Below are 26,227 nucleotides of genomic sequence, written 5' to 3'. Positions count from 1 at the left end.
CGACCCTACGGATGTGAGCGTGTCCCTGCGGCGGGCTGCTGCCGGCTCACGCTAGGCTCTCGAACAGATGTTCTGACGAAGGGGTTCGTGTGCGGGTGATGGGAGTGGATCCCGGGTTGACGCGCTGCGGCCTGTCCGTGGTGGAGAGCGGCAAGGGCCGGCAGGTTACCGCCCTCGATGTGGACGTGGTCCGCACCCCGGCTGACGCACCGTTGCAGAAGCGGCTGCTGGAGATCAGCAACGTTGCCGAGTACTGGATGGACACCCACCGGCCCGACGTGATCGCGATCGAGCGCGTCTTCGCACAACAGAACGTGTCGACGGTGATGGGTACCGCCCAGGCCGGCGGAGTGATCGCCCTGGCAGCGGCTCGGCGCGACATCGAGGTGCACTTCCACACCCCCTCGGAAGTCAAAGCGGCAGTTACCGGAAACGGTCGTGCCGACAAGGCTCAGGTCACCGAGATGATCACCAGAATTCTTGCGCTGCAAGCCAAGCCGTCTCCGGCGGACGCCGCCGACGCGCTGGCCCTTGCCATCTGCCACTGCTGGCGCGCCCCGATGATCGAGCGCATGGCCGCCGCCGAGGCCATGGCGGCCGAACAACGCCGCAAGTACCAGGCCCGGCTGAAGGCCACCGCGAAGGCGGCCCGGACATGATCGCCTCGGTGCGCGGCGAGGTCATCGACATCGCGCTCGACCATGCCGTGATCGAGGCCGCCGGTGTCGGCTACAAGGTGATGGCCACGCCCTCGACGCTGGCCAACCTGCGCCGTGGCACCGAATCGCGGCTGATCACCGCGATGATCGTGCGCGAGGATTCGATGACGCTCTACGGGTTCGCCGACGGCGACGCCCGCGACCTGTTCCTGACACTGCTCGGCGTCTCCGGCGTGGGCCCCAAGATCGCCTTGGCGACATTGGCGGTCTATGACCCGCAGGCCCTGCGGCAGGCGCTGGCCGACGGCGATGTGACCGCGCTGACCCGGGTTCCCGGTATCGGCAAGCGCGGTGCCGAACGCATGGTGCTGGAGCTGCGGGACAAGATCGGTCCGGTCACCCCAGGGGCCATCGGTGGGGCGATCGGCCACGCGGTGCGCGCTCCTGTGGTGGAAGCCCTTGTCGGACTTGGCTTTGCCGCCAAGCAGGCGGAGGAGGCCACCGACAAGGTGCTGGCCAACGACCCCGAGGCCACCACGTCTTCCGCGCTGCGGGCCGCGCTGTCCATGTTGGGTAAGAAGTAAATGGGCCGTTTCGACGACACCGAGGAACCTGACGAGCGGGAGGTCTCGCCGGCGCTGACGGTCGGCGAGGGCGACATCGACGCCAGCCTGCGACCGCGCTCCCTCGGAGAGTTCATCGGTCAGCCCCGGGTACGGGAACAGCTACAGCTGGTCCTCGAGGGCGCCAAGAATCGCGGTGGCACACCGGATCACATCCTGCTGTCCGGCCCGCCCGGGCTGGGCAAGACCTCGCTGGCGATGATCATCGCGGCCGAGCTGGGCTCGTCGCTGCGGCTCACCTCGGGCCCCGCGCTCGAGCGCGCCGGTGACCTGGCGGCGATGCTGTCCAACCTCGTCGAGCACGACGTGCTGTTCATCGACGAGATCCACCGCATCGCCCGGCCGGCCGAGGAAATGCTGTACCTGGCGATGGAGGACTTCCGCGTCGACGTGGTGGTCGGCAAAGGCCCTGGCGCCACGTCGATCCCGCTCGAGGTCGCGCCCTTCACGCTGGTGGGGGCCACCACCCGGTCCGGTGCGCTGACCGGCCCCCTGCGGGACCGCTTCGGGTTCACCGCGCACATGGATTTCTACGAGCCGGTCGAACTCGAGCGGGTGCTGGCCCGGTCGGCAGGCATCCTCGGCATCGAGTTGGGTCGCGAGGCCGGTACCGAGATCGCCCGGCGCTCCCGCGGTACACCGCGTATCGCCAACCGGCTGCTGCGCCGGGTCCGGGACTACGCCGAGGTTCGCGCCGACGGGGTGATCACCCGCGACATCGCCAAGGCCGCGCTCGAGGTCTACGACGTCGACGAACTCGGGCTCGATCGCCTGGACCGTGCAGTGCTGTCGGCCCTCACCCGCAGTTTCGGCGGTGGACCGGTCGGGGTGTCGACGCTGGCGGTGGCCGTCGGCGAGGAGGCCTCCACCGTCGAGGAAGTTTGCGAACCCTTCCTGGTGCGCGCCGGCATGGTGGCCCGCACACCGCGGGGCCGGGTGGCCACGCCGCTGGCGTGGACTCATCTGGGTATGCAACCGCCGGTTACCGGACTGGGACAGCCGGGGCTGTTTGAATAGGCGGCATGGTTATCGCCGGTCTGGTGTTCGCCGCGCTCGCCGCGGCCCTGCATGTCTACATCTTCGTCATGGAGTCGCTGACCTGGACTTCACCGCGGACCCGTGCGACCTTCGGTATCAGCGAGGAGGAAGCCCAGGCCACCAAGGAGCTGGCGTTCAACCAGGGCTTCTACAACCTGTTCCTGGCGATCGTCACCGTGGTCGGCATCGTCGCGGTTGGCATGGGGCATAACGCAGTTGGAGCTGCCCTGGTGTTCGCCGGGGTGGGTTCCATGTTGGCCGCCGCCGCAGTGCTGCTGACCAGTTCGCCGGACAAGGCGCGGGCAGCCATCACCCAGGGCGCGTTCCCACTGATCGCGGTCGTCTTGCTCGCGGTCAGCCTGCTCTAGGCCGTTCGCAGACGCGGCCCCATAGGTTCGAGCATGAGCACTTGACCCTCACGCGACGTGAGGCGCCAGTCTGATCAACATGACGCAGGAGTTGCCGGTGGATGAGCTCACCGTCGGCCAGGTGGCTGAGCGATTTCGCATCACGGTCCGGACACTTCACCACTACGACGAGATCGGGTTGTTGACCCCGTCCCGGCGTGGCGTCTCGGGATACCGGGTCTACACGTCGGCCGACCTCACGCGGCTGTCCCAGATCATCGTGTACCGCCGGCTCGAGTTCTCGCTTGACGAGATCGCGAGCCTGCTGAACGAGGGCGATGAGGTCAGTCACCTGGTCCGTCAGCGCGAACGCGTCATGACCCGTCTCGACGAGATGAAGGACCTCGTCGAGGCCATCGATCAGGCATTGGAGAAGGCAATGACGAACACCCCCATGACCGACGACGACATGCGCGAACTCTTCGGCGACGACTTCGACGACTATCAGGCCGAGGTCGAACAGAAGTGGGGCGAGACCGCGGAGTGGAAGGAGTCGCAGCGTCGAACGAAGGCCTACGGCAAGGACGAGTGGATCCAGATCAAGACCGAGGGAGAAGCCGTCGAGCAGGCTCTGTCCGACGCTTTCCGCAGTGGACTTCCGGCTGACTCCGACGCGGCGATGGATGCCGCCGAACGGCACCGGCTCCACGTGAACCGCTGGTTCTACGACTGCCCGAGCGAATTCCACCGCAAGCTGGGAGACATGTACGTGAGCGATCCGGCATACGTCGCAAGGTACGACGAATCTTTCGCGCTTCCGGGCTTGGCGGTGTTCTGCCGCGACGCGATTCATGCGAACGCGGACCGAGCTGCTCGCTGACGGGACAACGGCTTGCTGCGCCAGATACTGATTGGCCGCGGTCCTGGATAAGGACCGCGGCCGCTCAGGGGATTCTTCCCTTGTGGGGAAGTCTGTTACAGCAACCCGAGCAGTTTCAGATCGCTGATGTATTTGACGATGATCTCGCGGGTGACATGCGGGATGTCCTTGTCGGGGCCGATCTTCGCGTCCTGCACCGCAGCACGGAAAACGTCGGTCGGCGCCATCGCGCCGTTGACCGGCACGCCGGGCTGCTGGTAGTTGTGCAGCAGCGGCAGCAGTGAGGCCTGACGCTGCTTGTCGGGCAACGCCCGCAGCGTGGTCTCGAAGCGGGACAACCACTCCTGGTAGTCCTCCACGCGCTGGATCGGGTAGCCGGCCTCGACGAGCCAGTCGACGAATTCGTCCATGCCGAGGCCGTCATCGTGCGGGTTCATCACGTGGTAGGTCTCGAAGCCGTCCTGGGCATGGGCGCCCAGGGTGGAGATGGCCTCGGCGATGAACTCGACGGGTAGACCGTCGTAGTGCGAGCGCTGGCGGTTGCCGTCCGCGTCGAGCTGGTTGAAGGACTTCGGCGCGACACCGGTGGCGACGAGGCTGAACATCATGCGGGTGAACATGTCCGGCAGGTTCAACTGCCCGGCATAGGTGGTGTCGGCCAGGATCATGTCGCAGCGGAACACCGTCACCGGCAGGCGGGCCAGATCGTGGGCTTCACGCAGCAGGACCTCACCGGCCCACTTGCTGTTGCCGTATCCATTGGCGTAGCTGTCGTCGACACGTCGAGTGGGGCTGATGGTTCGAATGTCAGCGTCCTCCACGAACTTTCCGTGCTCGATACCGCCGCCCACGCCGATGGTCGACACGTAAGCGAACGGCTTGATCCGCGTGGTGAGCGCGATACGGATGAGCTCGGCAGTGCCAAGCGCGTTGGGTCCGAACAGTTCGCTGTAGGGCAGCACGTGGTTGACCAGCGCGGCCGGGTCGACGATGAAGTCGACGGTGTCGGCCAGGCGCTGCCAGGTGGGCTGGTCGAGGCCCAGGTCGGCCTCACCCTTGTCGCCGGCGATCACTTCGAGATGGTCGGCGGCCAGTTCACGATAGTGCGCCAACAGCTTGGGATCGCCGCTGTCGAAGGTCTTGTCGAGCCGTGCGCGGGCTTCCTCGTCGGACTTTGCGCGCACGAGGCAGATGACCTTGCCGTCAACCAGATCCATGCGCTCCAGCCACTCCAGGGCCAGGTAACGACCCAGGAAACCGGTTGCGCCGGTGAGTAGTACGGTGCGGATCTCACTGACCGGACCGGGCAGCCCCGGTGCGGCGGCCAACGTCGCGGCGTCGATGAACTTGTCCAACGTCAGATCGGACGCATGGACCTCGGTCGCGTTGCGACCGTGCACCGAGGTGAAGGTCGGCCGCAAATTGGTACCGGAGCGCTGAGCCTCGATGTACTCGGCGATGGTCCGAAGATCCGATGCCGGGCTGACGATGGCCGACACGGGCACCTCGACGTCGAAGATCTCCTGCAGCAGGTTTCCGAAGGTCAACGCGGACAGCGAATCCCCGCCCAGATCGGTGAAGTGGGCCTCGGGTGCGAGATCGGTTGTCGCAGCACCCAACAGGGCGCCTGCGGCCCGGCTCACGGTGTCGAGCACGGGAGCCTGGGCGCCATTGCGCCGCAGCTCGCTCAGTTCGTTGGCCTGCCCCTCGGCCAGTTCGGTGTACAGCTCCTCCAAACGCTCGCCGTAGTGACTCTTCAGGTTGGGACGAGCCAGCTTGCGGATACCGGTCAGCAGACCGTTCTCCAGGCTGAACGGCGTCGTCTCCACGAGGAAGTCACGAGGAACTTCGTACGACTGCAACCCGGCGGTGCGGGCCGCTTCCTGAAGTGAATCGCCGATCGCCTGCTTCGAGGCGGTGGGATCGGTGGGCACCACGACGGCCAGCAGATACGAGCGGGCGCTGTTGCCGTAGATGAAGATCTGGCGCACCAGCGGGCTGTCCCCGAAGACTGCCTCCAGCTTGGAGACGGTGACGAACTCGCCCTGCGAAAGCTTCAGGACGTTGTTGCGCCGGTCGAGGTACTCGACATGGTCAGGGCCGAGTTCGGCCACGATGTCACCGGTGCGGTAATAGCCGTCCTCGTCGAACATCTCGGCGGTGATCTCCGGACGCTTGTAGTACCCGGGGAACATCTGCTCGGACTTCACCAGCAGCTCGCCGCGCGGGTGGGGCTGGTCGGTGCGGAAGTAGCCCAGATCCGGGACGTCGACGAGCTTGTAGTCGATCACCGGCGGGCGCTGGATCTGGCCGTCGACGAAGACCGATCCGGCCTCGGTCGAGCCGTAGCCCTCCAGCAGGTGCATGTCGAGCAACCGCTCGACCCACGTTTTCATCTCGGCCGAGATCGGCGCGGAACCGGTCATCGCGGAGACGAATCGTCCGCCCAGCAGGTCCTCGCGGACCTCGGCGAGCACTGCGTCCTCACTGCCGCCGGAACGGTCGAGCCGGCTCTGGTACTCCTGGAACAGCATGTCCCAGATCCGCGGCACGAAGCTCAGCTGCGTCGGCCGCACGAGGGCGAGATCGTCGAGGAAGGTCGACAGGTCGCTGCGCGCGGCGAAGTATGCGGTGCCGCCAGAGCTCAGCGTGCCGATGAGGATGCCGCGGCCCATGACGTGGCTCATCGGCATGAAGTTGAGGGTGATCGCGGGCAGTACGGCCTGGTTCTCGTCCCAGGTGGCCTTCGACGCGAGCTGCCACATGTTGGCGACCTTGCTCTCCGGGTACATGGCGCCCTTGGGGGTGCCGGTGCTGCCGGAGGTGTAGATCAGCATGGTCAGCGGGTCGGCCTGACCCGGGGTGTAGAGCGGCGCGTCGGCCAGTGAGCGTCCGCGGTCCAGGACGTCGGCCAGCGGCTCGACGACAACGTCGGTGCCGGCGAGCGCGGACTTGGCAGCCTCGAAGGCTTCGCGCTGTGCGTCTACCCGGGGCCGGTAGTCGAAGACGACGAGGCGGCGGGGTGCGGGTCCGGAGCGCACCAATTCGACTGCGTCGTCGAGGAAGTCGATGCTCGCTGCGATCACGGTCGGTTCGGTCTCGGCGACGATGGGCCGCAGGGTGGTGACCGGGGCGCTGGTCTGCAGCGGCACGGACACGGCGCCGAGTTCGATGAGCGCGGTGTCGATGGTGGTGTAGTCCACGCTGGTGAAGCCGAGGATGGCGACGCGGTCGCCGGGCTTCACGGGGTGGTTGTGCCAGGCGTTGGTCACCGCTTGGACGCGGTCGCCCAACTGGCGGTAGGTGATGGTCTCAAACCGGGGGAGCAGCTGGGCCGACGTGCGGCCGGCGGCGTCGGTGACGTACTCGACCGCGCGCTGCCCGAGGGCGGGCCGGTCTGCGTACCCGGTGAAGATGCCTTTGACTACGGCGGGCAAACGCAGTTCTGGCTGGGCGACGGCGGCGTTGACGGCGTCGCTGGGGCGGGCATCGGCGAACTGGGCGTCGGTGTCATACAGGTGTGCGATGCGGCGTTGGAGCCGGTCCTCGCGTGTTTCGGTGGTCATATCGGTCCCCTGAGCAAATCAAAATAACTATGGTCGGCGCATTTGCCGCGCCTACTAACTACTACGTTAGTAAAACTAATTATATTTCGAGATCCCAGTCCGGTGGCTGCGAGATTGGTCACGCCCGGCGTGCGCCCGTCCCACTGCGATGGGGGACGGGCGCACGGGGGGTTAGAGCAGGCCGAGCTGCTGCAGGTTGGTGATGTACTTGACGATCACTGCCGGGCTGACATGCGGGATGTCCTTGTCGGGCCCGATCTTGGCTTCCTGCACCGCGGCGCGGAAGTGGTCGGTCGGAGCGAGGGCCCCCAGCATCGGCCGCTCGGGCTGCTGGTAGTTGTGCAGCAGGGGCAGCAGCGAGGCCTGGCGCTGCTTGTCCGGCAGGGCGCGCAGGGTGCTCTCGAAGCGCTGGATCCACTGTCCGTAGTCCGCGATGCGCTCGATCGGGTAGCCGGCCTCGATCAGCCAGTCGACGAACTCGTCCATGCCGAGACCGTCGTCGTAAGGGTTCATCACGTGGTAGGTCTCGAAGCTCTCGACGGACTGTCCGCCCAGCGTCGAGATCGACTCGGCGATGAACTCCACCGGAAGCCCGTCGTAGTGCGACCGTTGCCGGTTCCCGTCGGCATCCAGCTCGTAGAAGGATTTCGGCGCGATACCGCTGGCGACGAGGCTCAGCATCATCCGGGTGAACATGTCCGGCAGGTTCAGCTGGCCCGAGTAGCTGGTGTCGGCCAGGATCATGTCGCAGCGGAACACCGCGACCGGCAGCCCGCACAGGTCGTTGGCCTCGCGCAGCAGCACCTCACCGGCCCATTTGCTGTTGCCGTAGCCGTTGGCGTATCCGTCGTTGATCTGGCGGACCGCGCTCATCTGGCGGACGTCGACGTTCTCGACGAACTTCCCGGGCTCGATCTGATCGCCCACGCCGATGGTCGACACATAGGTGTAGGGCTTGATCTTGGTGGTCAGGGCGATCTTGATCAGCTCGGCGGTACCCAGGGCGTTGGGCCCGAACAGCTCGCTGTAGGGCAGCACGTGGTTGACCAGTGCGGCCGGGTCGACGATCAGGTCGACCTCGTCGGCCAGCCGCTGCCAGGTCTGCTGATCCAGGCCCAGGTTCTCCTCGCCCTTGTCGCCGGCGATGACTTCGAGGTGGTCGGCGGCCAGATTCTGGTAGTGCGCAAGAAGTTTCGCATCACCGCTGTCGAAGGTGGCGTCGAGCCGGGCCCGGGCCTCGTCGTCGGACTTGGCGCGCACCAGGGCGATGACCTTGCCGTCGACCAGGTCCATGCGCTCCAGCCATTCCAGCGCCAGGTAGCGGCCGAGGAAGCCGGTGGCGCCGGTCAGCAGAACGGTGCGGACCTCTGCAGGAGCCTTGGGCAGGCTCGGAGCTGCGGCCAGGGTGTCCGCATCGAGGAACTTGTCCAGCGTGAGGTCGGCGGCACTGACTTCAGCGGCGTGCCTGCCGTGCACCGACGCGAAGGTCGGACGCTTGGATCCGCTGCGCTGGGATTCGATGTACTCGGCGATGCCGGCCAGGTCGGTGGCCGGGCTGACGATCACGCCCACCGGCACGTCCACATCGAAGATCTCCCGCAGCAGATTGCCGAAGGTCAACGCCGACAAGGAATCTCCACCCAGATCGGTGAAGTGGGCGTCAGGTCCCAGATCTGATGCCGCGGCGCCCAGCAGGGCGCCCGCGGCCCGGCTCACGGTCTCCAGCACGGGGGTGTCGGCACTCGCCGAACGCAGCTCCCGAAGTTCAGCGGCCTGCGTCTCGGCCAGATCGGTGTACAGCTGCTCGAGCCGCTCACCGTAGTGCGCCTTCAACTTCGGCCACGCCAGCTTGCGAATGCCCGTCAGCAGACCGTTCTCCAGGCTGAAAGGCGTTGTCTCCACGATGAAATCGCGCGGGATCTCATAGGACTGCAGATCGGCCTCGCGGGCCACCTCCTGCAGGGATTCGCTGATCGCCTCTTTCGAAACGCCTGCGTCGGTGGGCACCACCACGGCCAGCAGATAGGGCTGCGAGCTGTTGCCGTAGACGTAGATCTGCTGCACCAGAGGGCTGTTGCCGAACACCGCCTCCAGCTTGGCCAGCGTGACGAACTCGCCCTGGGCCAGCTTGAGCACGTTGTTGCGCCGGTCGACGTAGCGCAGCTGGTCCGGGCCGATCTCCGCGACCACGTCGCCGGTCCGGTAGAAGCCGTCCTCGTCGAACACCGAAGCCGTGACCTCGGGACGCTTGTAGTAGCCGGGGAACAGGTTCTCCGTCTTGATCAGCAACTCGCCGCGCGGGTGCGGCTGGTCGGTGCCGAAGTAGCCCAGGTCCGGCACGTCGACGAGCTTGTAGTCGATCACCGGCGGGCGCTGGACGACGCCGTCGAACAGCGCCATTCCGGCCTCGGTGGAGCCGTAGCCCTCGAGCAGGTGGATGCCGAGCATGTCCTGGGTCCAGGCCTTCAGCTCGGCTGAGATGGGTGCCGAGCCGGTCATCGCCGCGACGAAGCGGCCGCCGAGAACCTTGTCCCGCACCTCGGCCAGCACCTCGGCCTCGACCGCCTCGCGGTCCTTGTCGGCCTCGGTCAGGCGGTGGTCGACGCGGCTCTGGTACTCGCTGTGGATCATCTCCCACACGCGCGGAACGAAATTCAGCTCGGTGGGCCGGGTCAGGGCGAGGTCCTCCAGAAGCGTCGACAGGTCGCTGCGGGCCGCGAAATAGCAGGTGCCGCCGGCGGCGAGCGAGGCGTAGAGGATGCCGCGGCCCATCACGTGGCTCATCGGCATGAAGCTCAGATTGATCGCCGAGCTCACCGGTCCGAGCCAGGCCTTGCTGTTGCGCCGCCAGAATTTGGCGACCGAGCTCTGCAGGTACGTCGCGCCCTTGGGGGCGCCGGTGCTGCCGGAGGTGTAGATCAGCAATGCGAGGGGATCGGTGCCGTCGGTTTCCGGGGCCGGAGGCGTCGGAAGCTCACTGCCGAGGTCGAGCAGATCGGCCAAGGTGTCGACGGTGGCGGTACTGCCCGCCGCTGAAAGCCGCTCGATGGCCGATGCCACCGCGTCGCGGTGGTCATCGATCTCGCGGTGATGGTCGAAGACCACCAGCTGGGCCGGAGCGTGGGCGGTGAGCGCCAGCTCGACGGCGTCGGCGAGGTGGTCGACACTCGCGGCGATCACCCGGGGTTCGGTCTCGGTAACGATCGGCGCCAGCGCCTCGGGCGAGGAGCTGGTCTGCAGAGGCACTGACACCGCGCCGATCTGGCTGAGCGCGGTGTCGATCACGGTGTAGTCAGCGCTGGTGAAACCGAGGATGGCGACCCGGTCGCCGGCCGCGACCCCTGAGGTGTGCAGGGTGGCGGCCAGGGCGCGAACCCGGTCCCAGAGCTGGCCGTAGCTGATTGTGTCGAAGCGGGGGAGTAGGTGTGCGGTGGTGCGCCCGGTCGCCGGGTCGGCGACGAATTCCAGGGCGCGTTCTCCGAGCGCGGGCCGCTCGGCGTAGCCCTGCAACACGGTCCGGACGATCTCGGGAAGGAGTAGGCCGGGGACGTCGACGGCGGCGGTGACGGTGTCGCTGGGAATCGCGGCGGCGAACTGTGGATCGGTTGCGGTCAGATCGGAGATACGGCTGGCCAGTTGCTCATCACGAGTATCAAACGACATCAAAAACCCTCTTTACAGATAGCTGAATCAATCACCGGCGCGACGTTGCGCTATCGAACTACTACGTTAGTGAAACTAAACTTATTTCCGGAAAACCAGCTTCTCAGCTGTCAATGTCCTGTGAGTCTGACCGTTCCGGCGTACGGCCCGGAGAAGGCCTGATAACCGGGAATCAACGGATCGCCGGGACGGCCGCCCGTGCGGGCGACCGTCCGGCAAGCGCCTCCACCGCCGTCGCGGGTGGCGGCCAACGCCGCCATCGTTCCCAGGCGACGGCCAGTTCATCGCGCAGGGCGCTCCCGACGAGACGCATGCCCTCGGGGTAGGAGAGTTAGTCCCGCTTGAGTTCGGGGTACCCACCGGGGTGTCAAAGGAGGCATCATGACCGAATTCGATACCCGCGGTGGCCGGCTACGCATGAGGCGCAGCCGAGGCGCCGCCAGCGGCCTTTTGCTGGTTCTACTGGGAATCTGGGGTGCGCTGATCCCGTTCATCGGACCGTACTTCGACTTCGCCTTCACCCCGGATCAAGCCTGGGTGTGGACGTCGGCGCGCGGCTGGTTGGAGGTGCTTCCGGGTGCCGTGACGGCGCTGGGCGGCTTGCTTCTCATGGGCTCGGGTAACCGGGCGACGGCGCACTTCGGTGCATGGCTGGCCGTTTTGGGCGGAGCGTGGTTCGTGATCGGCCGGGCGCTCGCCGGGCCGTTGGGCATCGGCGATGTCGGGATGCCGATCGCGGTGACCGACGCCAAGCGGATCACGCTGGAGCTGGCCTACTTCTCGGGCCTCGGTGCGTTGATCGTGTTCCTCGGTGCCATGGCGGTGGGCCGGTTGTCGGTTCGCAGTGTGCGTGACGTCGAGTACGCCCAACGCCCCGTCGCGACGACGGCAGCGGCCGAACCCGTCGCGGTGGCCGATGCGCCGCCGACCGAAACCGTCACCGCGCCGAAGCATCGGGGCTGGGGCGGACTGTTCGGTGGACGCCACACCCCGGCGCACTAGCGCCTCAGAGGTCGCGCAGGATCAGCTCGAGCACATCGAGTCCCTCGATGAGCAGTTCGTCGCTGATCGTCAGCGGCGGCAGGAAGCGCAGTACGTTGCCGTAGGTGCCGCAGGACAGCACGATCACCCCGGCCGCATGAGCACCGGCGCACAGCGCCTTGGTCAGCTCGGGGTCGGGTGTGGTCGTGCCGGCCTTGACCAGTTCGACGGCGATCATCGCGCCGCGGCCGCGCACGTCGCCGATCCGGTCGTCCTCGGCCTGCAACCGGCCCAGCCGGTCCTTCATCAACGCCTCGATGCGGGCCGCGCGTTCGATCAGTCCGTCGGCCTCGATGGTTTCGATGGTGGCCAGCGCCGCGGCGCACGCGATCGGGTTGCCGCCGTAGGTGCCGCCGAGTCCGGACACGTGCGGCGAGTCCATGATCTCGGCCCGCCCGGTGACCGCGGACAGCGGCAGCCCGTCGGCGATGCCTTTGGCGGTGACGATGAGATCGGGATCGATGCCCTCGTGTTCACACGCGAACATCGCCCCGGTCCGGGCGAACCCGGTTTGCACCTCGTCGGCGATGAACACCACGTTGTTGTCGCGGCACCAGCCCAAAAGCGCCGGCAGGAATCCGTCGGCCGGGACGATGAACCCGCCCTCACCCTGGATGGGTTCGATGATGACGGCGGCCAGGTTGTCGGCGCCGATCTGCTTTTCCATCACGTCGATCGCGCGCCTGGCCGCAAGGAGACCGTCGGTGGCCAGCTCCTTGCCGAACTCGGCGTCGCGGTACGGGTAGGACAACGGCGCCCGATAGATCTCGGGTGCGAACGGGCCGAAACCGTGCTTGTAGGGCATGGACTTGGCGGTCAACGCCATCGTGAGGTTGGTGCGCCCGTGATAGGCGTGGTCGAAGGCCACGACGGCAGGCTTGTGGGTGTAGGACCGGGCGATCTTGACGGCGTTCTCGACCGCCTCGGAGCCCGAGTTGAACAAGGCCGAACGCTTCTCGCCGCGCACCGGGGTCAGCTCGTTGAGCTGTTCGCACACCGCGACGTACCCCTCGTACGGCGTCACCATGAAGCACGTGTGGGTGAACTCGCCGGCTTGCGCGGCAACCGCCTCGACCACGCGGGGCGACGAGTTGCCGATGGTGGTGACGGCGATGCCCGAGCCGAGGTCGATGAGGCGATTGCCGTCGACGTCCTCGACGATGCCGCCTCCGGCGCGGGCGGCATAAACCGGCATGGTGTTCCCGACACCCCGGGCGACGGCGGCCGCCTTCCGGCCGATCAATGCCTCAGATTTGGGGCCCGGGATCGTTGTGGCCAGCTGGCGGCTCTGCTCGGGATGGCTCAACTCTGCCTCCTGAATACATCAGCGGCGGCGTCGGAAGGAACGCGTACTGAGCCTAGCCGCGCAGCCCGCCCGTCGGCGGCGAATGCGGTGGTCCGGGTCGGCGGCGGTATCGTGGCCTCGGTCGCCCTGACATCCGACACAACACGAAAGACATAGTCGACATGGATCTCGTCATTTTCCTGCCCCTGCTGATCGTCATGGGCGCGTTCATGTTCTTCGCGTCGCGTCGTCAGCGCAAGGCGATGCAGGCGACCATCGACCTGCACAACTCGCTGCAGATCGGCGATCGCGTGCACACCACGTCGGGCCTGCAGGGCACGATCACCGGTATTACCGACGACAACGTCGACCTGGAGATCGCCCCGGGCGTCGTCACCACCTGGATGAAGCTCGCGGTGCGCGACCGTATCGAGGACGACACCGACGAAGAGGCCGGTACCGACGTCCCGACGGCGGCGACCGAGCTGACCGAGAGCACCGGTGTCACCGACACCGACGGCCTCAAGAAAGACTGACCGCAGAGCACCCAGGACAAGCACGTACCCTTTGCGGTGCTGACGAACTGATCTCGAGGAGACCCTAGAAACGTGGCATCGTCTTCGGCGCCGGTGCATCCTGCGCGCTACCTGACACTTTTCCTGGTCCTTCTGATCGGCGTATATCTGCTGGTGTTCCTCACCGGCGACAAGCAGGCCAAGCCCAAACTCGGCATTGACCTGCAGGGCGGTACCCGGGTGACGCTGACCGCGCGCACCCCGGACGGCTCGACGCCGACCAGAGAGGCACTCAACCAGGCCCAACAAATCATCAGTGCCCGCGTCGACGGTCTCGGCGTCTCGGGCTCCGAGGTCGTCATCGACGGCGACAACCTGGTGATCACCGTTCCCGGCAACGACGGCAGCGAGGCCCGCAACCTGGGCCAGACCGCCCGCCTGTACATCCGGCCCGTCGTGCACGCGATGCCCGCCAAGCCGCCCGCCGAACAGGGTGCGCAGCCGGGTGCCGGTGCCCCGGGCGCCCCCGCGGCTCCCGGTGTCCCCGGTGCTCCTGCGGCACCGGCGGTGCCCGGTCTCCCGGGCGCGATTCCGGGCCTGGCGCCGGGCGAGGCACCGGTTGCGCCGCCGGCCGGTGAGGCACCGGTGGCGCCACCGGCAGGCGAGCCTGTGCCGGCACCTCAGCCACGGCCTTACCCACTGGACCCGGCGCCCACTCCGGGCGAACCCACCCCGGCCCCGGTTCCGGGTGAGCCCGCCCCGGCTCCCGCACCCGCACCGGCGCCACCTGCGCCGCCCAAGCCCGGCGATGCCAAGGCCGCGCTGGCCCAGCGGATTGCCGACGAGAAGGAACTGCGGCAGAGCACCAATCCGTCGATCCAGATCCTGGCGTTGCAGTACCAGGCGACCCGTTGCGGTGACGAAGACGTGCTGGCCGGCAACGACGACCCGAACCTGCCGCTGATCACCTGCTCGCAGGACGGCCAGACGGTCTACCTGCTGAGCAAGTCGATCATGAGCGGCGAGGAGATCGCCGACGCCACCTCCGGCCTGAACCAGCAGCAGGGCCAGTACGTCGTCGACGTGACCTTCAAGAGCGGGGGAGCCAAGACCTGGGCCGACTTCACGGCGGCGAATGTGGGCACCCAGACCGCCTTCACCTTGGACTCGCAGGTGGTCAGCGCACCCGAGATCCGGGAGGCCATCCCGGGCGGGAACACCCAGATCACCGGCCAGTTCACCTCAGACACGGCCAAGGAACTGGCCAACGTGCTCAAGTACGGTTCGCTGCCACTGTCGTTCGAATCGTCTGAGGCCGAGACCGTTTCGGCCACCCTGGGCCTGTCCTCGATGCGGGCCGGCCTGATCGCCGGCGCGGTCGGCCTGGCGGCGGTGCTGTTGTACTCACTGCTGTACTACCGAGTGCTGGGTCTGCTGGTGGCTTTGTCGCTGGTTGCTTCCGGCGCAATGGTTTTCGCCATTCTCGTGCTGCTCGGTAGGTACATCGGTTACACGCTGGACCTGGCCGGTATCGCCGGTTTGATCATTGGTATCGGAACGACCGCGGACTCCTTCGTGGTGTTCTTCGAACGCATCAAGGACGAGATCCGCGAGGGCCGGTCGTTCCGGTCGGCGGTTCCGCGAGGCTGGGCCCGCGCCCGCAAGACCATCGTGTCCGGCAACGCCGTGACCTTCCTGGCCGCCGCGGTGCTGTACTTCCTGGCGATCGGACAGGTCAAGGGCTTCGCGTTCACCACGGGACTGACCACCATCCTCGACCTCGTGGTGGTGTTCCTGGTGACCTGGCCGCTGGTGTACCTGGCGTCCAAGTCCCCGACGATGGCCAAACCTTCCCTCAACGGCCTCGGCGCGGTCCAGCAGATCGCCCGGGAACGCCGGGAGGCTTCTCATGCAACCGCGGGACGGGGATAGTCAGATGGCTGCCAAGGACACAACAGACATCGACACCACCGAAGCCGTCGAGGCACCCGGCCTCGAATCCGCTTCGGGCGCACCCAAGCACGGATTCTTCGTCCGGCTCTACACCGGCACCGGCGCCTTCGAGGTGGTCGGGCGCCGCAAGTTCTGGTACCTGGTCAGCGGCGTCATCGTCGCGATCGCGATCGCCAGCATGGTGCTGCGCGGGTTCACCTTCGGCATCGACTTCGAGGGCGGCACCAAGGTGTCGATGCCCTCGGCCGGTTCCGACGGGGTCGTCTCGGTCCAACAGGTCGAGGACGTCTTCAACAAGACGCTGAACCGGGCGCCCGAATCGGTGGTGCTCGTCGGCAGCGGCGCCTCGGCGACCGTGCAGATCCGTTCGGAGACGTTGTCCAACGACGAGACCGAAAAGCTGCGCACCGCACTGTTCGACGCGTTCCACCCCAAGGGCGGCGACGGTCAGCCCAGCAAGCAGGTGATCAGCGACTCCGCGGTCTCCGAGACCTGGGGCGGCCAGATCACCCAGAAGGCGTTGATCGCACTCGTGGTCTTCGTCGTTCTGGCGTCGATCTACATCGCGTGGCGCTATGAGCGCTACATGGCGATCGCCGCAATGGCCACGCTGGCGTTCGACCTGATCGTGACCGCCGGGGTGTACTCGTTGGTCGGCTTCGAGGTCACCCCGGCCACCGTGATCGGTCTACTGACGATCCTGGGCTTCTCGCTCTACGACACAGTCATCGTGTTCGACAAGGTCGAGGAGAACACCAACGGCTTCGAGCACACCACCCGGCGGACCTTCGCCGAACAGGCCAACCTCGCGATCAACCAGACCTTCATGCGCTCGATCAACACCAGCTTGATCTCGGTGTTGCCGATCGTGGCGCTGATGGTGATCGCGGTGTGGCTGCTCGGCGTCGGAACCCTGATGGATCTGGCCCTGGTGCAGCTGGTCGGCGTCATCGTCGGCACCTATTCGTCGATCTACTTCGCCACGCCGTTGCTCGTGTCGTTGCGCGAACGCACCGAACTGGTGCGCAAGCACACCAAGCGGGTGCTGAACCGCCGGGAGAAGGGCGCCAAGGCGTCGACGGCCACCAAGGACACCGCCGAGACCGCCGACGCAGAAGCCTCCGCCACCGGCGCCGAGACGGTATCGGCGTCGGTCGCGGCCGAGCCCGCACCGGCCAAGCCGGCGCCGGGTTCGCGTCCGGCCTCGCGGACCGGACGTCCGTCGGGCAAGCGGAACACCCGGCGGTAAACCGCATGGTTCAGTGGCGGGCCGTCGCCCGGGCACGGACAGCGGTGACGGCGGCGACGCTGTCCGTGGTCACCGCGATGGGACTCGCGGCGTGTTCGGACAGTGCGGCCGACGAGATCGACTACGCCGTCGACGGCACCTTGACCACCTACAACACCAACACCGTGGCCGGCGCCGCGTCCGCCGGACCCCAGGCATTCGCCCGGGCGTTGACCGGGTTCGCCTATCACGGCCCCGAGGGCCAGATGGTCGCCGACAACGACTTCGGTTCGGTGTCGGTCGTGGGGCGCGCCCCGCTGGTCCTCGACTACGTGATCAGCGACAAGGCGGTCTACTCCGACGGCAAGCCGATCACCTGTGACGACATGGTCCTGGCCTGGGGCGCGCAGTCCGGCCGGTTCCCCGTGTTCGACGCCGCCAGCCAGGCCGGATACCGCGATATCGCGTCCGTTGACTGCGCACCCGGCCAGAAGCGGGCCAGGGTCTCGTTCGCCCAGGACCGCGGGTTCCTCGACTACGCCCATCTGTTCGCGGCCACCTCGCTGATGCCCGCCCACGTCATCGCCGACGAACTCGACCTGGGCGACGGGGATGTGGCCACCGCGCTGCAAAACGGTGACCAGCCGACCATCGACCGCATCGCCAAGGCGTGGAACACCGTCTGGGATCTCAAGCCAGACCTCGACCTCAAGCGGTTCCCGTCGTCGGGCCCCTACCGGATCGACTCGGTGACAAAGGACGGCGTGGTGGTGCTGGTCGCCAACGACAAATGGTGGGGCACCCCGCCGGTCACCAACCGCATCGCGGTGTGGCCCCGTGGCGCCGACATCCAGGAGCGGGTCAACGAGGGATCCTTCGACGTCGTCGACATCGAATCCGGATCCTCGGGCCTGCTCAACCTCCCCGACGACTACGTCAGCATGGAAAGCCCGTCGGCCGGCATCGAGCAGTTGATCTTCGCGCCGGGCGGTCCGCTGGCCGGCCCGCCGGCGCGGCGCGCCGTCGCGCTGTGCACGCCGCGTGACGTCATCGCCCGCAACGCCGCGACACCCATCATCAACTCCCGGCTCAGTCCCGTCGCCGACGACGCGTTCAGTGCGGCCGAAAACGTCGGTGAAGCAGCGCAATTCGGCGTCGCCAACCCGGATGCGGCCCGCGCCGCGCTGAACAACAAGCCGCTGACGGTGCGCATCGGGTATCAGACACCCAACGCCAGGCTGGCGGCCACGGTCGGGGCGATCGCGAAATCGTGTGCCGCCGCGGGTATCACCGTCCAGGACGCGGGATCGGCGACAGCCGGGCCGGTGGCATTGCGCAACAACGAGATCGACGGACTGCTGGCGAGCACCGGCGGGGCCGCGGGCAGCGGCTCCTCGGGGTCCTCGGCGATCGACGCCTATGCGTTCCACTCCGGCAACGGCAACAACCTGCCCGCCTATTTCAACGAGCGGGTCGACGGCATCATCGACGCCCAGGCCGTCACGACCGACCCGAAGGAACTGGCCCGGCTGGCAGGGGAGGGCGCACCCATCCTGTGGAACGACATGCCGACCCTGCCGCTGTACCGGCAGCAGCGCACCGTGCTGACCTCGACCAAGATGTACGCCGTGAGCAGCAACCCGACCCGATGGGGGGCAGGCTGGAACATGGACCGCTGGAAGCTGTCCACATGAGCACACCCGGCGATATCTCGCAGCTCGTCAAGACGATGATCCGGGAGGTTCCGGACTTCCCGGAGCCGGGCGTGCAGTTCAAGGACCTCACCCCATTGCTGGCCGACGCCGACGGCCTGTCGGCGGTGACCGATGCGCTGGCCGCCACCGCGGCGGGTGCGGATCTGGTCGCGGGCCTGGACGCCCGGGGTTTCCTGTTGGGTGCGGCGGTGGCGACGCGGCTCGGCACCGGTGTGCTGGCCGTCCGCAAGGGCGGGAAGTTGCCGCCACCGGTGCACAGCGTCACCTATCAGCTCGAATACGGCAGCGCGACGCTGGAGATTCCGGCCGACGGAATTGATATCACCGGACTCAACGTTGTGATCATCGACGACGTCCTGGCTACCGGCGGAACCCTGGCAGCGGCGACCCGGCTGCTCGAGGCCGGCGGTGCCAATGTGGTCAGCGCAGCCGTGGTGCTGGAATTGACGGCCCTGGGTGGCCGGGATGTGGTGGCACCGTTGCGGGTCAGCAGCCTGCACACGGTATGAGGGATATCCTCGGATTCTGAGCAACACCGGGAGGTGACGATGGCCAGCGATACGGGTACGGACACGGGTGCGGGCCAGGCGGTGCAGTCATCGCCGGCGTTGCCCGCCGCCACCGGGCCCGACGCCGCCAAGACCAGCGCCTCCCGCCGGGTGCGCGCTCGGCTGGCCCGCCGGATGACGGCGCAGCGCAGTGCCGTCAACCCGGTCCTGGAGCCGCTCGTCGCGGTACACCGCGAGATCTACCCGAAGGCCGACCTGCAGTTGCTGCAGCGTGCCTACGACGTCGCCGAGCAGCGTCATGCCGACCAGCTCCGCAAGTCCGGCGATCCCTACATCACCCATCCGCTGGCGGTGGCCAACATCCTGGCCGAGCTCGGAATGGACACCACCACGCTGGTGGCCGCCCTGTTGCACGACACAGTGGAGGACACCGGGTACACGCTGGAGGCCCTGACCGCCGAGTTCGGGTCCGAGGTGGGCCACCTCGTCGACGGCGTCACCAAGCTGGACAAGGTGGTGCTCGGCTCGGCTGCCGAGGGCGAGACGATCCGCAAGATGATCATCGCCATGGCCCGCGACCCGCGGGTGCTGGTCATCAAGGTGGCCGACCGGCTGCACAACATGCGCACCATGCGGTTCCTGCCACCGGAGAAGCAGGCGCGCAAGGCCCGCGAGACACTGGAAGTGATTGCGCCGCTGGCTCATCGGCTCGGCATGGCAACGGTCAAGTGGGAGCTCGAGGACCTGTCGTTCGCGATCCTGCACCCGAAGAAGTACGAGGAGATCGTGCGGCTGGTCGCCGACCGGGCACCGTCACGCGACACCTATCTGGCCAAGGTGCGCGCCGAGATCGGCGTGGCGCTGAGCGCGATGAAGATCAACGCGGTCGTCGAGGGCCGGCCCAAGCATTACTGGTCGATCTACCAGAAGATGATCGTCAAGGGCCGCGACTTCGACGACATCCACGACCTCGTCGGTGTCCGGATCCTGTGCGACGAGATCCGCGACTGTTACGCGGCCGTCGGCGTCGTGCACTCACTCTGGCAACCGATGGCGGGCCGGTTCAAGGACTACATCGCCCAGCCGCGCTACGGCGTCTACCAGTCGCTGCACACCACCGTGGTCGGCCCCGAGGGCAAGCCGCTGGAGGTGCAGATCCGTACCCGCGACATGCACCGCACCGCCGAGTACGGCATCGCCGCGCACTGGCGCTACAAGGAAGCCAAGGGCCGCAACGGCGTTCCGCAGAGCCACGCCGCGACCGAGATCGACGACATGGCCTGGATGCGCCAGCTGCTCGACTGGCAGCGGGAGGCCGCCGACCCCGGCGAGTTCCTCGAGTCGTTGCGTTATGACCTTGCGGTACAAGAGATCTTCGTCTTCACCCCCAAGGGTGACGTGATCAACCTGCCCACCGGATCGACCCCGGTCGACTTCGCCTACGCGGTACACACCGAGGTGGGGCACCGCTGTATCGGCGCCCGGGTCAACGGCCGGCTCGTCGCCCTGGAGCGCAAGCTGGAGAACGGCGAGGTGGTCGAGGTGTTCACCTCGAAGGCCCCCAACGCCGGGCCGTCGCGCGACTGGCAGACGTTCGTGGTGTCACCGCGGGCGAAGGCCAAGATCCGGCAGTGGTTCGCCAAGGAACGGCGCGAAGAGGCGCTGGAGTCCGGTAAGGACGCCATCGCGCGCGAGGTGCGCCGTGGCGGACTTCCGTTGCAGCGCTTGATCAATGCCGACACCATGGGTGCCCTGGCCCGGGAGTTGCGTTACACCGACGTCTCGGCGCTGTACACCGCGGTCGGCGAGGGCCACGTCTCGGCGCGTCATGTGGTGCAGCGTCTGCTGGCCCAGTTCGGCGGCGACGATGCGGCCGAGGACGAACTCGCCGAGCGGTCCACCCCGCTGACCATGCCGGTGCGCCAGCGCAGCACCGACGACACGGGCGTCGCGGTGCCGGGAGCGCCGGGGACCCTGACCAAGCTCGCCAAGTGCTGCACCCCGGTACCCGGTGACACCATCATGGGTTTCGTGACGCGCGGCGGTGGGGTCAGCGTGCACCGTACCGACTGCACCAATGCGGCGTCTCTGCAACAACAGTCGGAACGCATCATCGAGGTGAACTGGGCGCCGTCGCCGTCATCGGTGTTCCTGGTGGCCATCCAGGTCGAGGCACTGGACCGGCACCGTCTGCTCTCCGACGTCACCCGGGTGCTGGCCGACGAGAAGGTCAACATCCTCTCGGCGTCGGTGACCACCTCCAACGACCGGGTGGCGATCAGCCGGTTCACCTTCGAGATGGGTGACCCCAAACATCTCGGCCACCTGCTCAGCGTGGTGCGCAACGTGGAAGGCGTCTACGACGTCTACCGCGTCACCTCCGCGGCCTGACACCCAACCGATCCGGTACCGGGATCTGCCACACCGCCTGGCCGATGGCCAGCACGCCGCGGGCGGGCAGTGTCACTTCACCGATCATCGGGTTGGTGTCCAGCCGTGCCGGCCGGCCCAAGCCGTGGCCGCCGAGGGTGGCCGAAGCCTCGGTGATGAGGTACATCTGTTGGGGCATGAGGGTTCCGACGTGCCCGCTCGGCATGACGCCCGTCATGCGTACCTGGCCCATTCCCAGCCCGGCGGCCAGCGCCTCGCGTGCCCGCACCAGCGGCCGCGGCCGCCAGGTGCTCAGGGGGAGACGTCGGCTGACCGCATTCATGGTGCGCAGCAACGGATTAGCCGTGGCGGTCAGGGTCCAGTCCAGTGCCGGACGGTCGACCGTGACCCGCAGCGATGCGGGTCCGGTCCAATCCAGGGTGATCTCGGCAAATCCGGTGTAGGTGCATGCGGGACCGTAGTAGCGGGGGCAGGCGGTGTCGAGGCGGTCGCCGTGCACGAAAATCGACCACCGGCCGGACGGGTCACGGTGCCACACGGTGCGGTAGGGCCCGAAGTCGTTCTCCGGGAACACCCGCAGCGCCAGCACATGGCCGCTGTCGAAGGGCAGGCCGAAAACGCCCCAGCCCTTGACGTATTCGTGGCCGGGCCATGGGGCCTGCCCACAGTGTTCGGGCAGATTCGACAGGTGCGAAGCCAGATTCAGCATGGTCGTCAGTAGCTGAAGGTGGTGGCTGGCTCGTCGCCGATCCACTGCCACATCGGGATCGTGCCCTGCAGTTCCGCGCCGCCGATGAGGGCTTCGCTGTCAAGTTGCTTGGCCTCGAAGCAGATCGGGCAGACGAAGTACCTGCCGCCGGCCGCCTCGTAGCGGCGCAGCAGATCCGCCAACGGCGGGCACCCGTGGCAGGCCACGGCGACCGCGGTTCCGGTGATCGCGAGCCGGACGGCTTCTTTGGTCAGGAACATCAGGGTGTCCCGCCCGGTCTCGGCAGCGCCGACGGCGACCAGGTAGGCGACGGTGACCTTCTCGGGGTCTTCCAGCCCGGTGGACAGGCTGATGACGGCTTTTGGCATCGGGGGATCCTCACTTTGCATTTGTGCGGGTCGTGAGGTGAACGCTAGGAGCCCGCAAACCCCGTGTCGTCGGGCATTTGCCCTACTTTTCGGCGTCGGCCACCGTGTCCAGCAGGCCGTGCGTAACGGCGTAGAGGGTGGCGGTGCTGCGGGTCGAGGAACCGGTCTTGGTGTAGATGCGCTCGATGTGGGTGCCGGCGGTCTTCGGGCTGATCCCCAGGGCGGTCGCCACCTGTCTGGTGGACGCGCCGCGGGCGATCAGCCCCAGCACCTCGATCTCCCGCGGTGTCAGCCCGTCCGGACCCACGCGGCGTCGGGGTCGGGGTCCTCCGGCGGCTTCGAGAACGGCATCGACGGCCGCCCCGTCCAGCCGTCCGCGACGTGCCTCGGCCCGTAGTTCCGAACTTGCGGCCTTGGCGGACAAGGCCGGCCGGTACGGCCGCGGTTCGGTCATGGCCCGGTAGCAGTCCGCCGCGGCGAGGATGCGGCCGGTGACGGGAATCGACGGCCCCGACAAGCCGCGGTGCGCTCCCGAGCCGTCCATCCGTTCATAGGCCAGCGACGCGACCGCACCGATGCGCGCCACCGCGGCCGGGCGGGCCAGCACCCGTTCGGTGTAATACGAACTCAGCCGCAGTCGTTCATGGTCGGCGGCGCTGAGCTTCCCGGGCTTGTCCGTGACCGTGGCCGGCACGCCGTGCAGGCCGATGTCGTGCAGCAGTGCGGCGCGCCGCACCAGGGTCACGTCGTCTTCGGTCAGCCCCGCGGTGTTCGCGGCCTTCGCCGCGAGTTCGGCCACGGCGCGAGAATGCCCGGCGCGGTGCGGTGAGCGAAGGTCGGTGAAATCGGCGAACACCTCCAGCGCCGAGTCGAGTTGGCCGTTGGTGAGCCGGCGCTGCAGCGCCGGATCGGCGGCGACCAGATCGTGGCAGTCCGCCTCGTCGTCGCCCTCGGACAGCAGATCGGCTGCGGCAGCACAGAATGCGTCGACCACGGCGGGGTCGAACTGGGTGCCCCGGCGCGACCTGGCGACGTCGACCGCGGCGGCCACCCCGGCGTCACGGTGCACCACCTCGGCCACGTCGGCGAGGTGAAAGAGTCTGATCGGCAAGGCGATCGCCTCGCCGCCCAGACCGGCGGGCACCCCTTTGCCGTCCCACCGTGCGAAGAACTGGCGCAGGGCGTCTCCGACGGCGGCATCCAGACCGAGGCGCTCGGCCATCGTCGAGGTGCTCAGGCAGTGCGACATCAGCCCCTGCTCGACATCGCGGCCACCGGTGCCGATCAGCGTCGCCGTCTTACGTACCCGGCTCAGTAGCGGGCCGGCTGAACCGGCATGCGACAGCATGAATGTCGCACCGCGCAGCCCGCCCAGATCGACGCGGTAGCTGTCCGAGCGAAACGCGATGTCGTCGCCGAACCACGCCGCTACCTCGGGGGCATCCGAGATGCAGCCCACCCAGGCCAACACCGCCGTGTAGTAGAGATCGGCCCGTTGCTCGGCCACCAGACCGACACGCTCGCCCAGGCGAGCGGCCAGCCGCCACGAGCGCAGCACGTGTTCCATCGGCTGGCCCAGACCGAGATCCATGGCGAACGAGAAGGCGCTCAGCAGCTCGGCCAGGGAGATCCCCGAATCCCGGCTGCCGCGATCCATACCGGTGAGCATAGGACCAACAGGCGAGCCGATCAGTACATCTGCACAGCGGGGCCGGGCCTGCGCCAGGCGAGGTACACCACACCGGCGATCGTGATCGCCAGAACGCCGATCCCCACCGCGATGATCAGCCCGCGCAGCAGTTTGGAGAGCATCGTCGGGGGCAGCGTCGCGTCCTCGGAGGACTCCGGGGACAACGAGAAGGGCAGCGACCCCGATTCCAGGACGCCGGCGAGCGCGCGCGCCGAATCGGCAGTGAAGTCGCCGGTGATCTGGACGCGCCCACCGGTGATGGCCTCACGGATCTCCGGAGCGCTGACCACACGGGTGTCGAGGGTGAACGCGGTCTGGGTGCCGATGTTGGCCGTGGTGAAATCCGCCCAGGTCTTGGTTCCGGCGCCGGTGAACGCCACGTCGACGACATATCGGCCCGCGTCCTCGCTGTACCCCGAGTCGGCATCGGTGATCTCCGCGCCGCTCATGACCGACCGGTCCAGCAGGTAGACCGTTTCCCCGTCGTCGGAGCAGGTGACCAGCGGCAGGTTCGGGTCATCGTGTCCGGCGAGCACGTCATCGTCGCCACAGCGGGTGGCCTGGAACTGCAGCGCCAGGATCTGCATCGACGGGTTGGTGGCCTGCCGAAGTTGCTTCTCATCGGAAATCCGTTGCGCCTGATCGGGTTTCGTTGCACGGGGCGCGGGTGTCGACGTGGGTGCGGGCGACGATCCGGGTTTGGCGGGCATCGCGTGGACCACCGGACGGATCGCCAGTTGGCCCGGCATGGTGATGTCCCGTACCGCGTCCGGATCGCGACTCGGGATCGTGACCACCAAGGTGCTCCCGTCGGTGGCCACCTCGGATCCGGAGAACCCCATCCCGTGCAAGCGGTTCTCGACGACCTCGCGCGTCTTCGCCAGGGCATCAGGTGGCGGCGGTGAGCCGTTCGAGGTCGCGGTCGAATACGTCATGCGGGTGGCTTCCCGGTTCTGCCAGATGTGCCCGGTCCAGAACACCGCTGCCGCGTAGCCGCCGACGGGTACCACCAGGAACAGCGCGCCGAGAATGCGCGTCAACGCGGTGGTTCCGCTGTGCCCGGGCGGCGGGAATTGCGGTGGGGGATATTGGAACGGTATTGGATCGGACACCGCAATCTCCTCGCAGCTCAGCCCACGTTCGCCGATTCGATGGTCACCGGTGTTGCGGGCCTGCCGTCGTCGCTGCCGTCGGCAACCCCACCCGCGGCGATCGCGTCGAGGGTGGCCAGTCCGGTCTTGTCGACGGTGCCGAACACCGTGTAGGTCGGCGGCAGCATGGAATCCTCGTACACCAGGAAGAACTGGCTGCCGTTGGTGCCCGGCCCGGCGTTGGCCATGGCCACCGTGCCGCGCGGATAGAGCACCGGCCGCTCCACCGCGGGATCCGAGAGCCGGTACTGGTTGGTCGGGTACTCGTTGGGGAATCGGTATCCGGGCCCGCCGGTGCCACTGCCCGAGGGATCACCGCATTGCAGTGCCGCCAGGGTGCCGGTGGTCAGCCGATGGCATTGGGTGCCGTCGAAGAACCCCTGAGCGGCCAGGCTGGCGAAGTTGTTCACCGTGCACGGCGCCTTGCCGTTGGCCAGCTGCAGGCCGATGCTGCCGCGATCGGTGACGATGCCGGCTTCCACCGTGGCCGGTTCGGTCGGCACCGTGCCGGTGCGCGGCGGAGAGGCCGGCCTGGCGGCCGGTTCGGTGGTGGCCGGGTACTGGCAGTTGGCCCCGAGATTCTTCGGCGGGGCGAATGCGGGCAGTTCCTGGCCCGCCCCAGGGGACGCGGTGTAGCGGTCCTGCGCGGGCATGTCCTCGGCGACTTTGACGGCGATGAACGCGAACACCAGCCCCAACACCACCAGCACGATCGCCAGCGCCGTCATCACGTATCCGATCACCAGGCCCGCGATCGCGATGCCGCGGCCCTGTTCACCGCTGCGTTTCAGCTGCGAGAGCGAGAGGTGTCCCAGCACGATGCCCAGCGGCGCGAACAGCACCGCACACACCAGTGATGCGACCGCCATGCCGTTGGTGTGGGCGGGCGGGGGATA

Annotated in this window: 21 protein-coding genes; 12 read left to right on the top strand and 9 right to left on the bottom strand. The window is 67.5% G+C overall.

What is annotated here, in order from left to right; all coding sequences use genetic code 11:
- The first annotated feature begins 89 nt into the window (after window positions 1-89).
- From ruvC to BN2156_RS07935, 5 genes are all read left to right on the top strand, one after another.
- Window positions 90-659: a crossover junction endodeoxyribonuclease RuvC gene (gene ruvC, locus BN2156_RS07955; protein ID WP_064886602.1), complete on the top strand. Its 570-nt coding sequence runs from the start codon at window positions 90-92 to the stop codon at window positions 657-659.
- Window positions 656-1,243: a Holliday junction branch migration protein RuvA gene (ruvA, locus tag BN2156_RS07950; RefSeq protein ID WP_064886601.1), complete on the top strand. Its 588-nt coding sequence runs from the start codon at window positions 656-658 to the stop codon at window positions 1,241-1,243. Before ruvC ends, ruvA begins: the two co-directional genes overlap by 4 nt.
- Complete coding sequence (gene ruvB / locus BN2156_RS07945) at window positions 1,244-2,299, top strand: Holliday junction branch migration DNA helicase RuvB (RefSeq protein ID WP_055113446.1); 1,056 nt, start codon at window positions 1,244-1,246, stop codon at window positions 2,297-2,299. It abuts the gene before it with no gap.
- 5 nt (window positions 2,300-2,304) lie between these two features.
- Window positions 2,305-2,688 carry a DUF1304 domain-containing protein gene (locus BN2156_RS07940; RefSeq protein WP_064886600.1) on the top strand — a complete coding sequence of 128 codons (384 nt, stop codon included), beginning with the start codon at window positions 2,305-2,307 and terminating at the stop codon, window positions 2,686-2,688.
- A gap of 97 nt (window positions 2,689-2,785) precedes the next feature.
- On the top strand, window positions 2,786-3,547 hold the full coding sequence (locus BN2156_RS07935; protein WP_090515650.1) for a MerR family transcriptional regulator: 762 nt from the start codon (window positions 2,786-2,788) through the stop codon (window positions 3,545-3,547).
- A 95-nt stretch (window positions 3,548-3,642) separates the two neighbouring features.
- On the opposite strand, the gene car (BN2156_RS07930) is transcribed toward BN2156_RS07935, so the two are convergent.
- From car (BN2156_RS07930) to BN2156_RS30670, 3 genes are all read right to left on the bottom strand, one after another.
- The gene (car, locus tag BN2156_RS07930) at window positions 3,643-7,113 is read right to left on the bottom strand and encodes a carboxylic acid reductase (protein WP_090512129.1); all 3,471 of its coding nucleotides are present in this window, start codon (window positions 7,111-7,113) and stop codon (window positions 3,643-3,645) included.
- A 171-nt stretch (window positions 7,114-7,284) separates the two neighbouring features.
- Window positions 7,285-10,776, bottom strand: coding sequence for a carboxylic acid reductase (car, locus tag BN2156_RS07925; protein WP_090512127.1), 3,492 nt, complete (start codon window positions 10,774-10,776; stop codon window positions 7,285-7,287).
- Between the two features lie 172 nt (window positions 10,777-10,948).
- A complete protein-coding gene (locus BN2156_RS30670) occupies window positions 10,949-11,089 on the bottom strand; it encodes a hypothetical protein (protein WP_159402826.1) in 141 nt (46 codons plus the stop codon).
- A 68-nt stretch (window positions 11,090-11,157) separates the two neighbouring features.
- Here BN2156_RS30670 and BN2156_RS07920 point away from each other — a divergent pair, with 68 nt between their 5' ends.
- The gene (locus BN2156_RS07920; RefSeq protein ID WP_090512124.1) at window positions 11,158-11,778 is read left to right on the top strand and encodes a hypothetical protein; all 621 of its coding nucleotides are present in this window, start codon (window positions 11,158-11,160) and stop codon (window positions 11,776-11,778) included.
- 4 nt (window positions 11,779-11,782) lie between these two features.
- Here the strand turns inward: BN2156_RS07920 and gabT are convergent, their stop codons facing one another.
- Window positions 11,783-13,123 (bottom strand): 4-aminobutyrate--2-oxoglutarate transaminase, encoded by a 1,341-nt coding sequence (gene gabT, locus BN2156_RS07915; protein WP_090512121.1) that lies wholly within the window; start codon window positions 13,121-13,123, stop codon window positions 11,783-11,785.
- Window positions 13,124-13,284: 161 nt separating this feature from the next.
- Between gabT and yajC the strand changes: the two genes are divergently transcribed.
- From yajC to BN2156_RS07885, 6 genes are all read left to right on the top strand, one after another.
- Window positions 13,285-13,638 carry a preprotein translocase subunit YajC gene (gene yajC / locus BN2156_RS07910; RefSeq protein ID WP_090512118.1) on the top strand — a complete coding sequence of 118 codons (354 nt, stop codon included), beginning with the start codon at window positions 13,285-13,287 and terminating at the stop codon, window positions 13,636-13,638.
- Between the two features lie 72 nt (window positions 13,639-13,710).
- Entirely contained in the window at window positions 13,711-15,549 is a 1,839-nt protein-coding gene (secD, locus tag BN2156_RS07905) for a protein translocase subunit SecD (protein ID WP_090512116.1), read from the top strand.
- Window positions 15,550-15,553: 4 nt separating this feature from the next.
- Window positions 15,554-16,819, top strand: coding sequence for a protein translocase subunit SecF (gene secF / locus BN2156_RS07900; RefSeq protein WP_090515648.1), 1,266 nt, complete (start codon window positions 15,554-15,556; stop codon window positions 16,817-16,819).
- A gap of 5 nt (window positions 16,820-16,824) precedes the next feature.
- Window positions 16,825-18,492 carry an ABC transporter substrate-binding protein gene (locus BN2156_RS07895; RefSeq protein WP_090512113.1) on the top strand — a complete coding sequence of 556 codons (1,668 nt, stop codon included), beginning with the start codon at window positions 16,825-16,827 and terminating at the stop codon, window positions 18,490-18,492.
- Window positions 18,489-19,022 (top strand): adenine phosphoribosyltransferase, encoded by a 534-nt coding sequence (locus BN2156_RS07890; protein WP_090512111.1) that lies wholly within the window; start codon window positions 18,489-18,491, stop codon window positions 19,020-19,022. Before BN2156_RS07895 ends, BN2156_RS07890 begins: the two co-directional genes overlap by 4 nt.
- A 39-nt stretch (window positions 19,023-19,061) precedes the next feature.
- Entirely contained in the window at window positions 19,062-21,413 is a 2,352-nt protein-coding gene (locus tag BN2156_RS07885) for a RelA/SpoT family protein (protein WP_090512108.1), read from the top strand.
- Here the strand turns inward: BN2156_RS07885 and BN2156_RS07880 are convergent.
- From BN2156_RS07880 to BN2156_RS07860, 5 genes are all read right to left on the bottom strand, one after another.
- On the bottom strand, window positions 21,397-22,173 hold the full coding sequence (locus BN2156_RS07880; RefSeq protein ID WP_162839211.1) for a hypothetical protein: 777 nt from the start codon (window positions 22,171-22,173) through the stop codon (window positions 21,397-21,399). The two genes, BN2156_RS07885 and BN2156_RS07880, sit on opposite strands and share 17 nt — an antisense overlap.
- A complete protein-coding gene (locus BN2156_RS07875; protein ID WP_090515644.1) occupies window positions 22,128-22,490 on the bottom strand; it encodes a DsrE family protein in 363 nt (120 codons plus the stop codon). Before BN2156_RS07875 ends, BN2156_RS07880 begins: the two co-directional genes overlap by 46 nt.
- An 82-nt stretch (window positions 22,491-22,572) precedes the next feature.
- Window positions 22,573-24,147, bottom strand: coding sequence for an HD domain-containing phosphohydrolase (locus BN2156_RS07870; protein ID WP_162839210.1), 1,575 nt, complete (start codon window positions 24,145-24,147; stop codon window positions 22,573-22,575).
- 32 nt (window positions 24,148-24,179) lie between these two features.
- Window positions 24,180-25,292: a preprotein translocase subunit SecD gene (locus BN2156_RS07865; protein ID WP_090512105.1), complete on the bottom strand. Its 1,113-nt coding sequence runs from the start codon at window positions 25,290-25,292 to the stop codon at window positions 24,180-24,182.
- A 17-nt stretch (window positions 25,293-25,309) separates the two neighbouring features.
- The gene (locus BN2156_RS07860; RefSeq protein ID WP_090512103.1) at window positions 25,310-26,200 is read right to left on the bottom strand and encodes a peptidylprolyl isomerase; all 891 of its coding nucleotides are present in this window, start codon (window positions 26,198-26,200) and stop codon (window positions 25,310-25,312) included.
- Window positions 26,201-26,227: the final 27 nt, after the last annotated feature.

It is taken from the genome of Mycolicibacterium neworleansense (assembly GCF_001245615.1).
In the GTDB taxonomy this organism is placed as follows: domain Bacteria; phylum Actinomycetota; class Actinomycetes; order Mycobacteriales; family Mycobacteriaceae; genus Mycobacterium; species Mycobacterium neworleansense.
Note: the sequence above shows the minus strand (reverse complement) of the source record. Positions and strands in the feature narration are given on the sequence as shown.

Coding starts and splice junctions, on each gene's coding strand:
- ruvA (WP_064886601.1), top strand. CDS start 656: ATGATCGCCTCGGTGCGCGGCGAGGTCATCGACATCGCGCTCGACCAT.
- ruvB (WP_055113446.1), top strand. CDS start 1,244: ATGGGCCGTTTCGACGACACCGAGGAACCTGACGAGCGGGAGGTCTCG.
- BN2156_RS07940 (WP_064886600.1), top strand. CDS start 2,305: ATGGTTATCGCCGGTCTGGTGTTCGCCGCGCTCGCCGCGGCCCTGCAT.
- car (WP_090512129.1), bottom strand. CDS start 7,113: ATGACCACCGAAACACGCGAGGACCGGCTCCAACGCCGCATCGCACAC.
- car (WP_090512127.1), bottom strand. CDS start 10,776: ATGTCGTTTGATACTCGTGATGAGCAACTGGCCAGCCGTATCTCCGAT.
- BN2156_RS30670 (WP_159402826.1), bottom strand. CDS start 11,089: ATGCGTCTCGTCGGGAGCGCCCTGCGCGATGAACTGGCCGTCGCCTGG.
- BN2156_RS07920 (WP_090512124.1), top strand. CDS start 11,158: ATGACCGAATTCGATACCCGCGGTGGCCGGCTACGCATGAGGCGCAGC.
- yajC (WP_090512118.1), top strand. CDS start 13,285: ATGGATCTCGTCATTTTCCTGCCCCTGCTGATCGTCATGGGCGCGTTC.
- secF (WP_090515648.1), top strand. CDS start 15,554: ATGGCTGCCAAGGACACAACAGACATCGACACCACCGAAGCCGTCGAG.
- BN2156_RS07895 (WP_090512113.1), top strand. CDS start 16,825: ATGGTTCAGTGGCGGGCCGTCGCCCGGGCACGGACAGCGGTGACGGCG.
- BN2156_RS07890 (WP_090512111.1), top strand. CDS start 18,489: ATGAGCACACCCGGCGATATCTCGCAGCTCGTCAAGACGATGATCCGG.
- BN2156_RS07885 (WP_090512108.1), top strand. CDS start 19,062: ATGGCCAGCGATACGGGTACGGACACGGGTGCGGGCCAGGCGGTGCAG.
- BN2156_RS07875 (WP_090515644.1), bottom strand. CDS start 22,490: ATGCCAAAAGCCGTCATCAGCCTGTCCACCGGGCTGGAAGACCCCGAG.
- BN2156_RS07870 (WP_162839210.1), bottom strand. CDS start 24,147: ATGGATCGCGGCAGCCGGGATTCGGGGATCTCCCTGGCCGAGCTGCTG.
- BN2156_RS07860 (WP_090512103.1), bottom strand. CDS start 26,200: ATGGCGGTCGCATCACTGGTGTGTGCGGTGCTGTTCGCGCCGCTGGGC.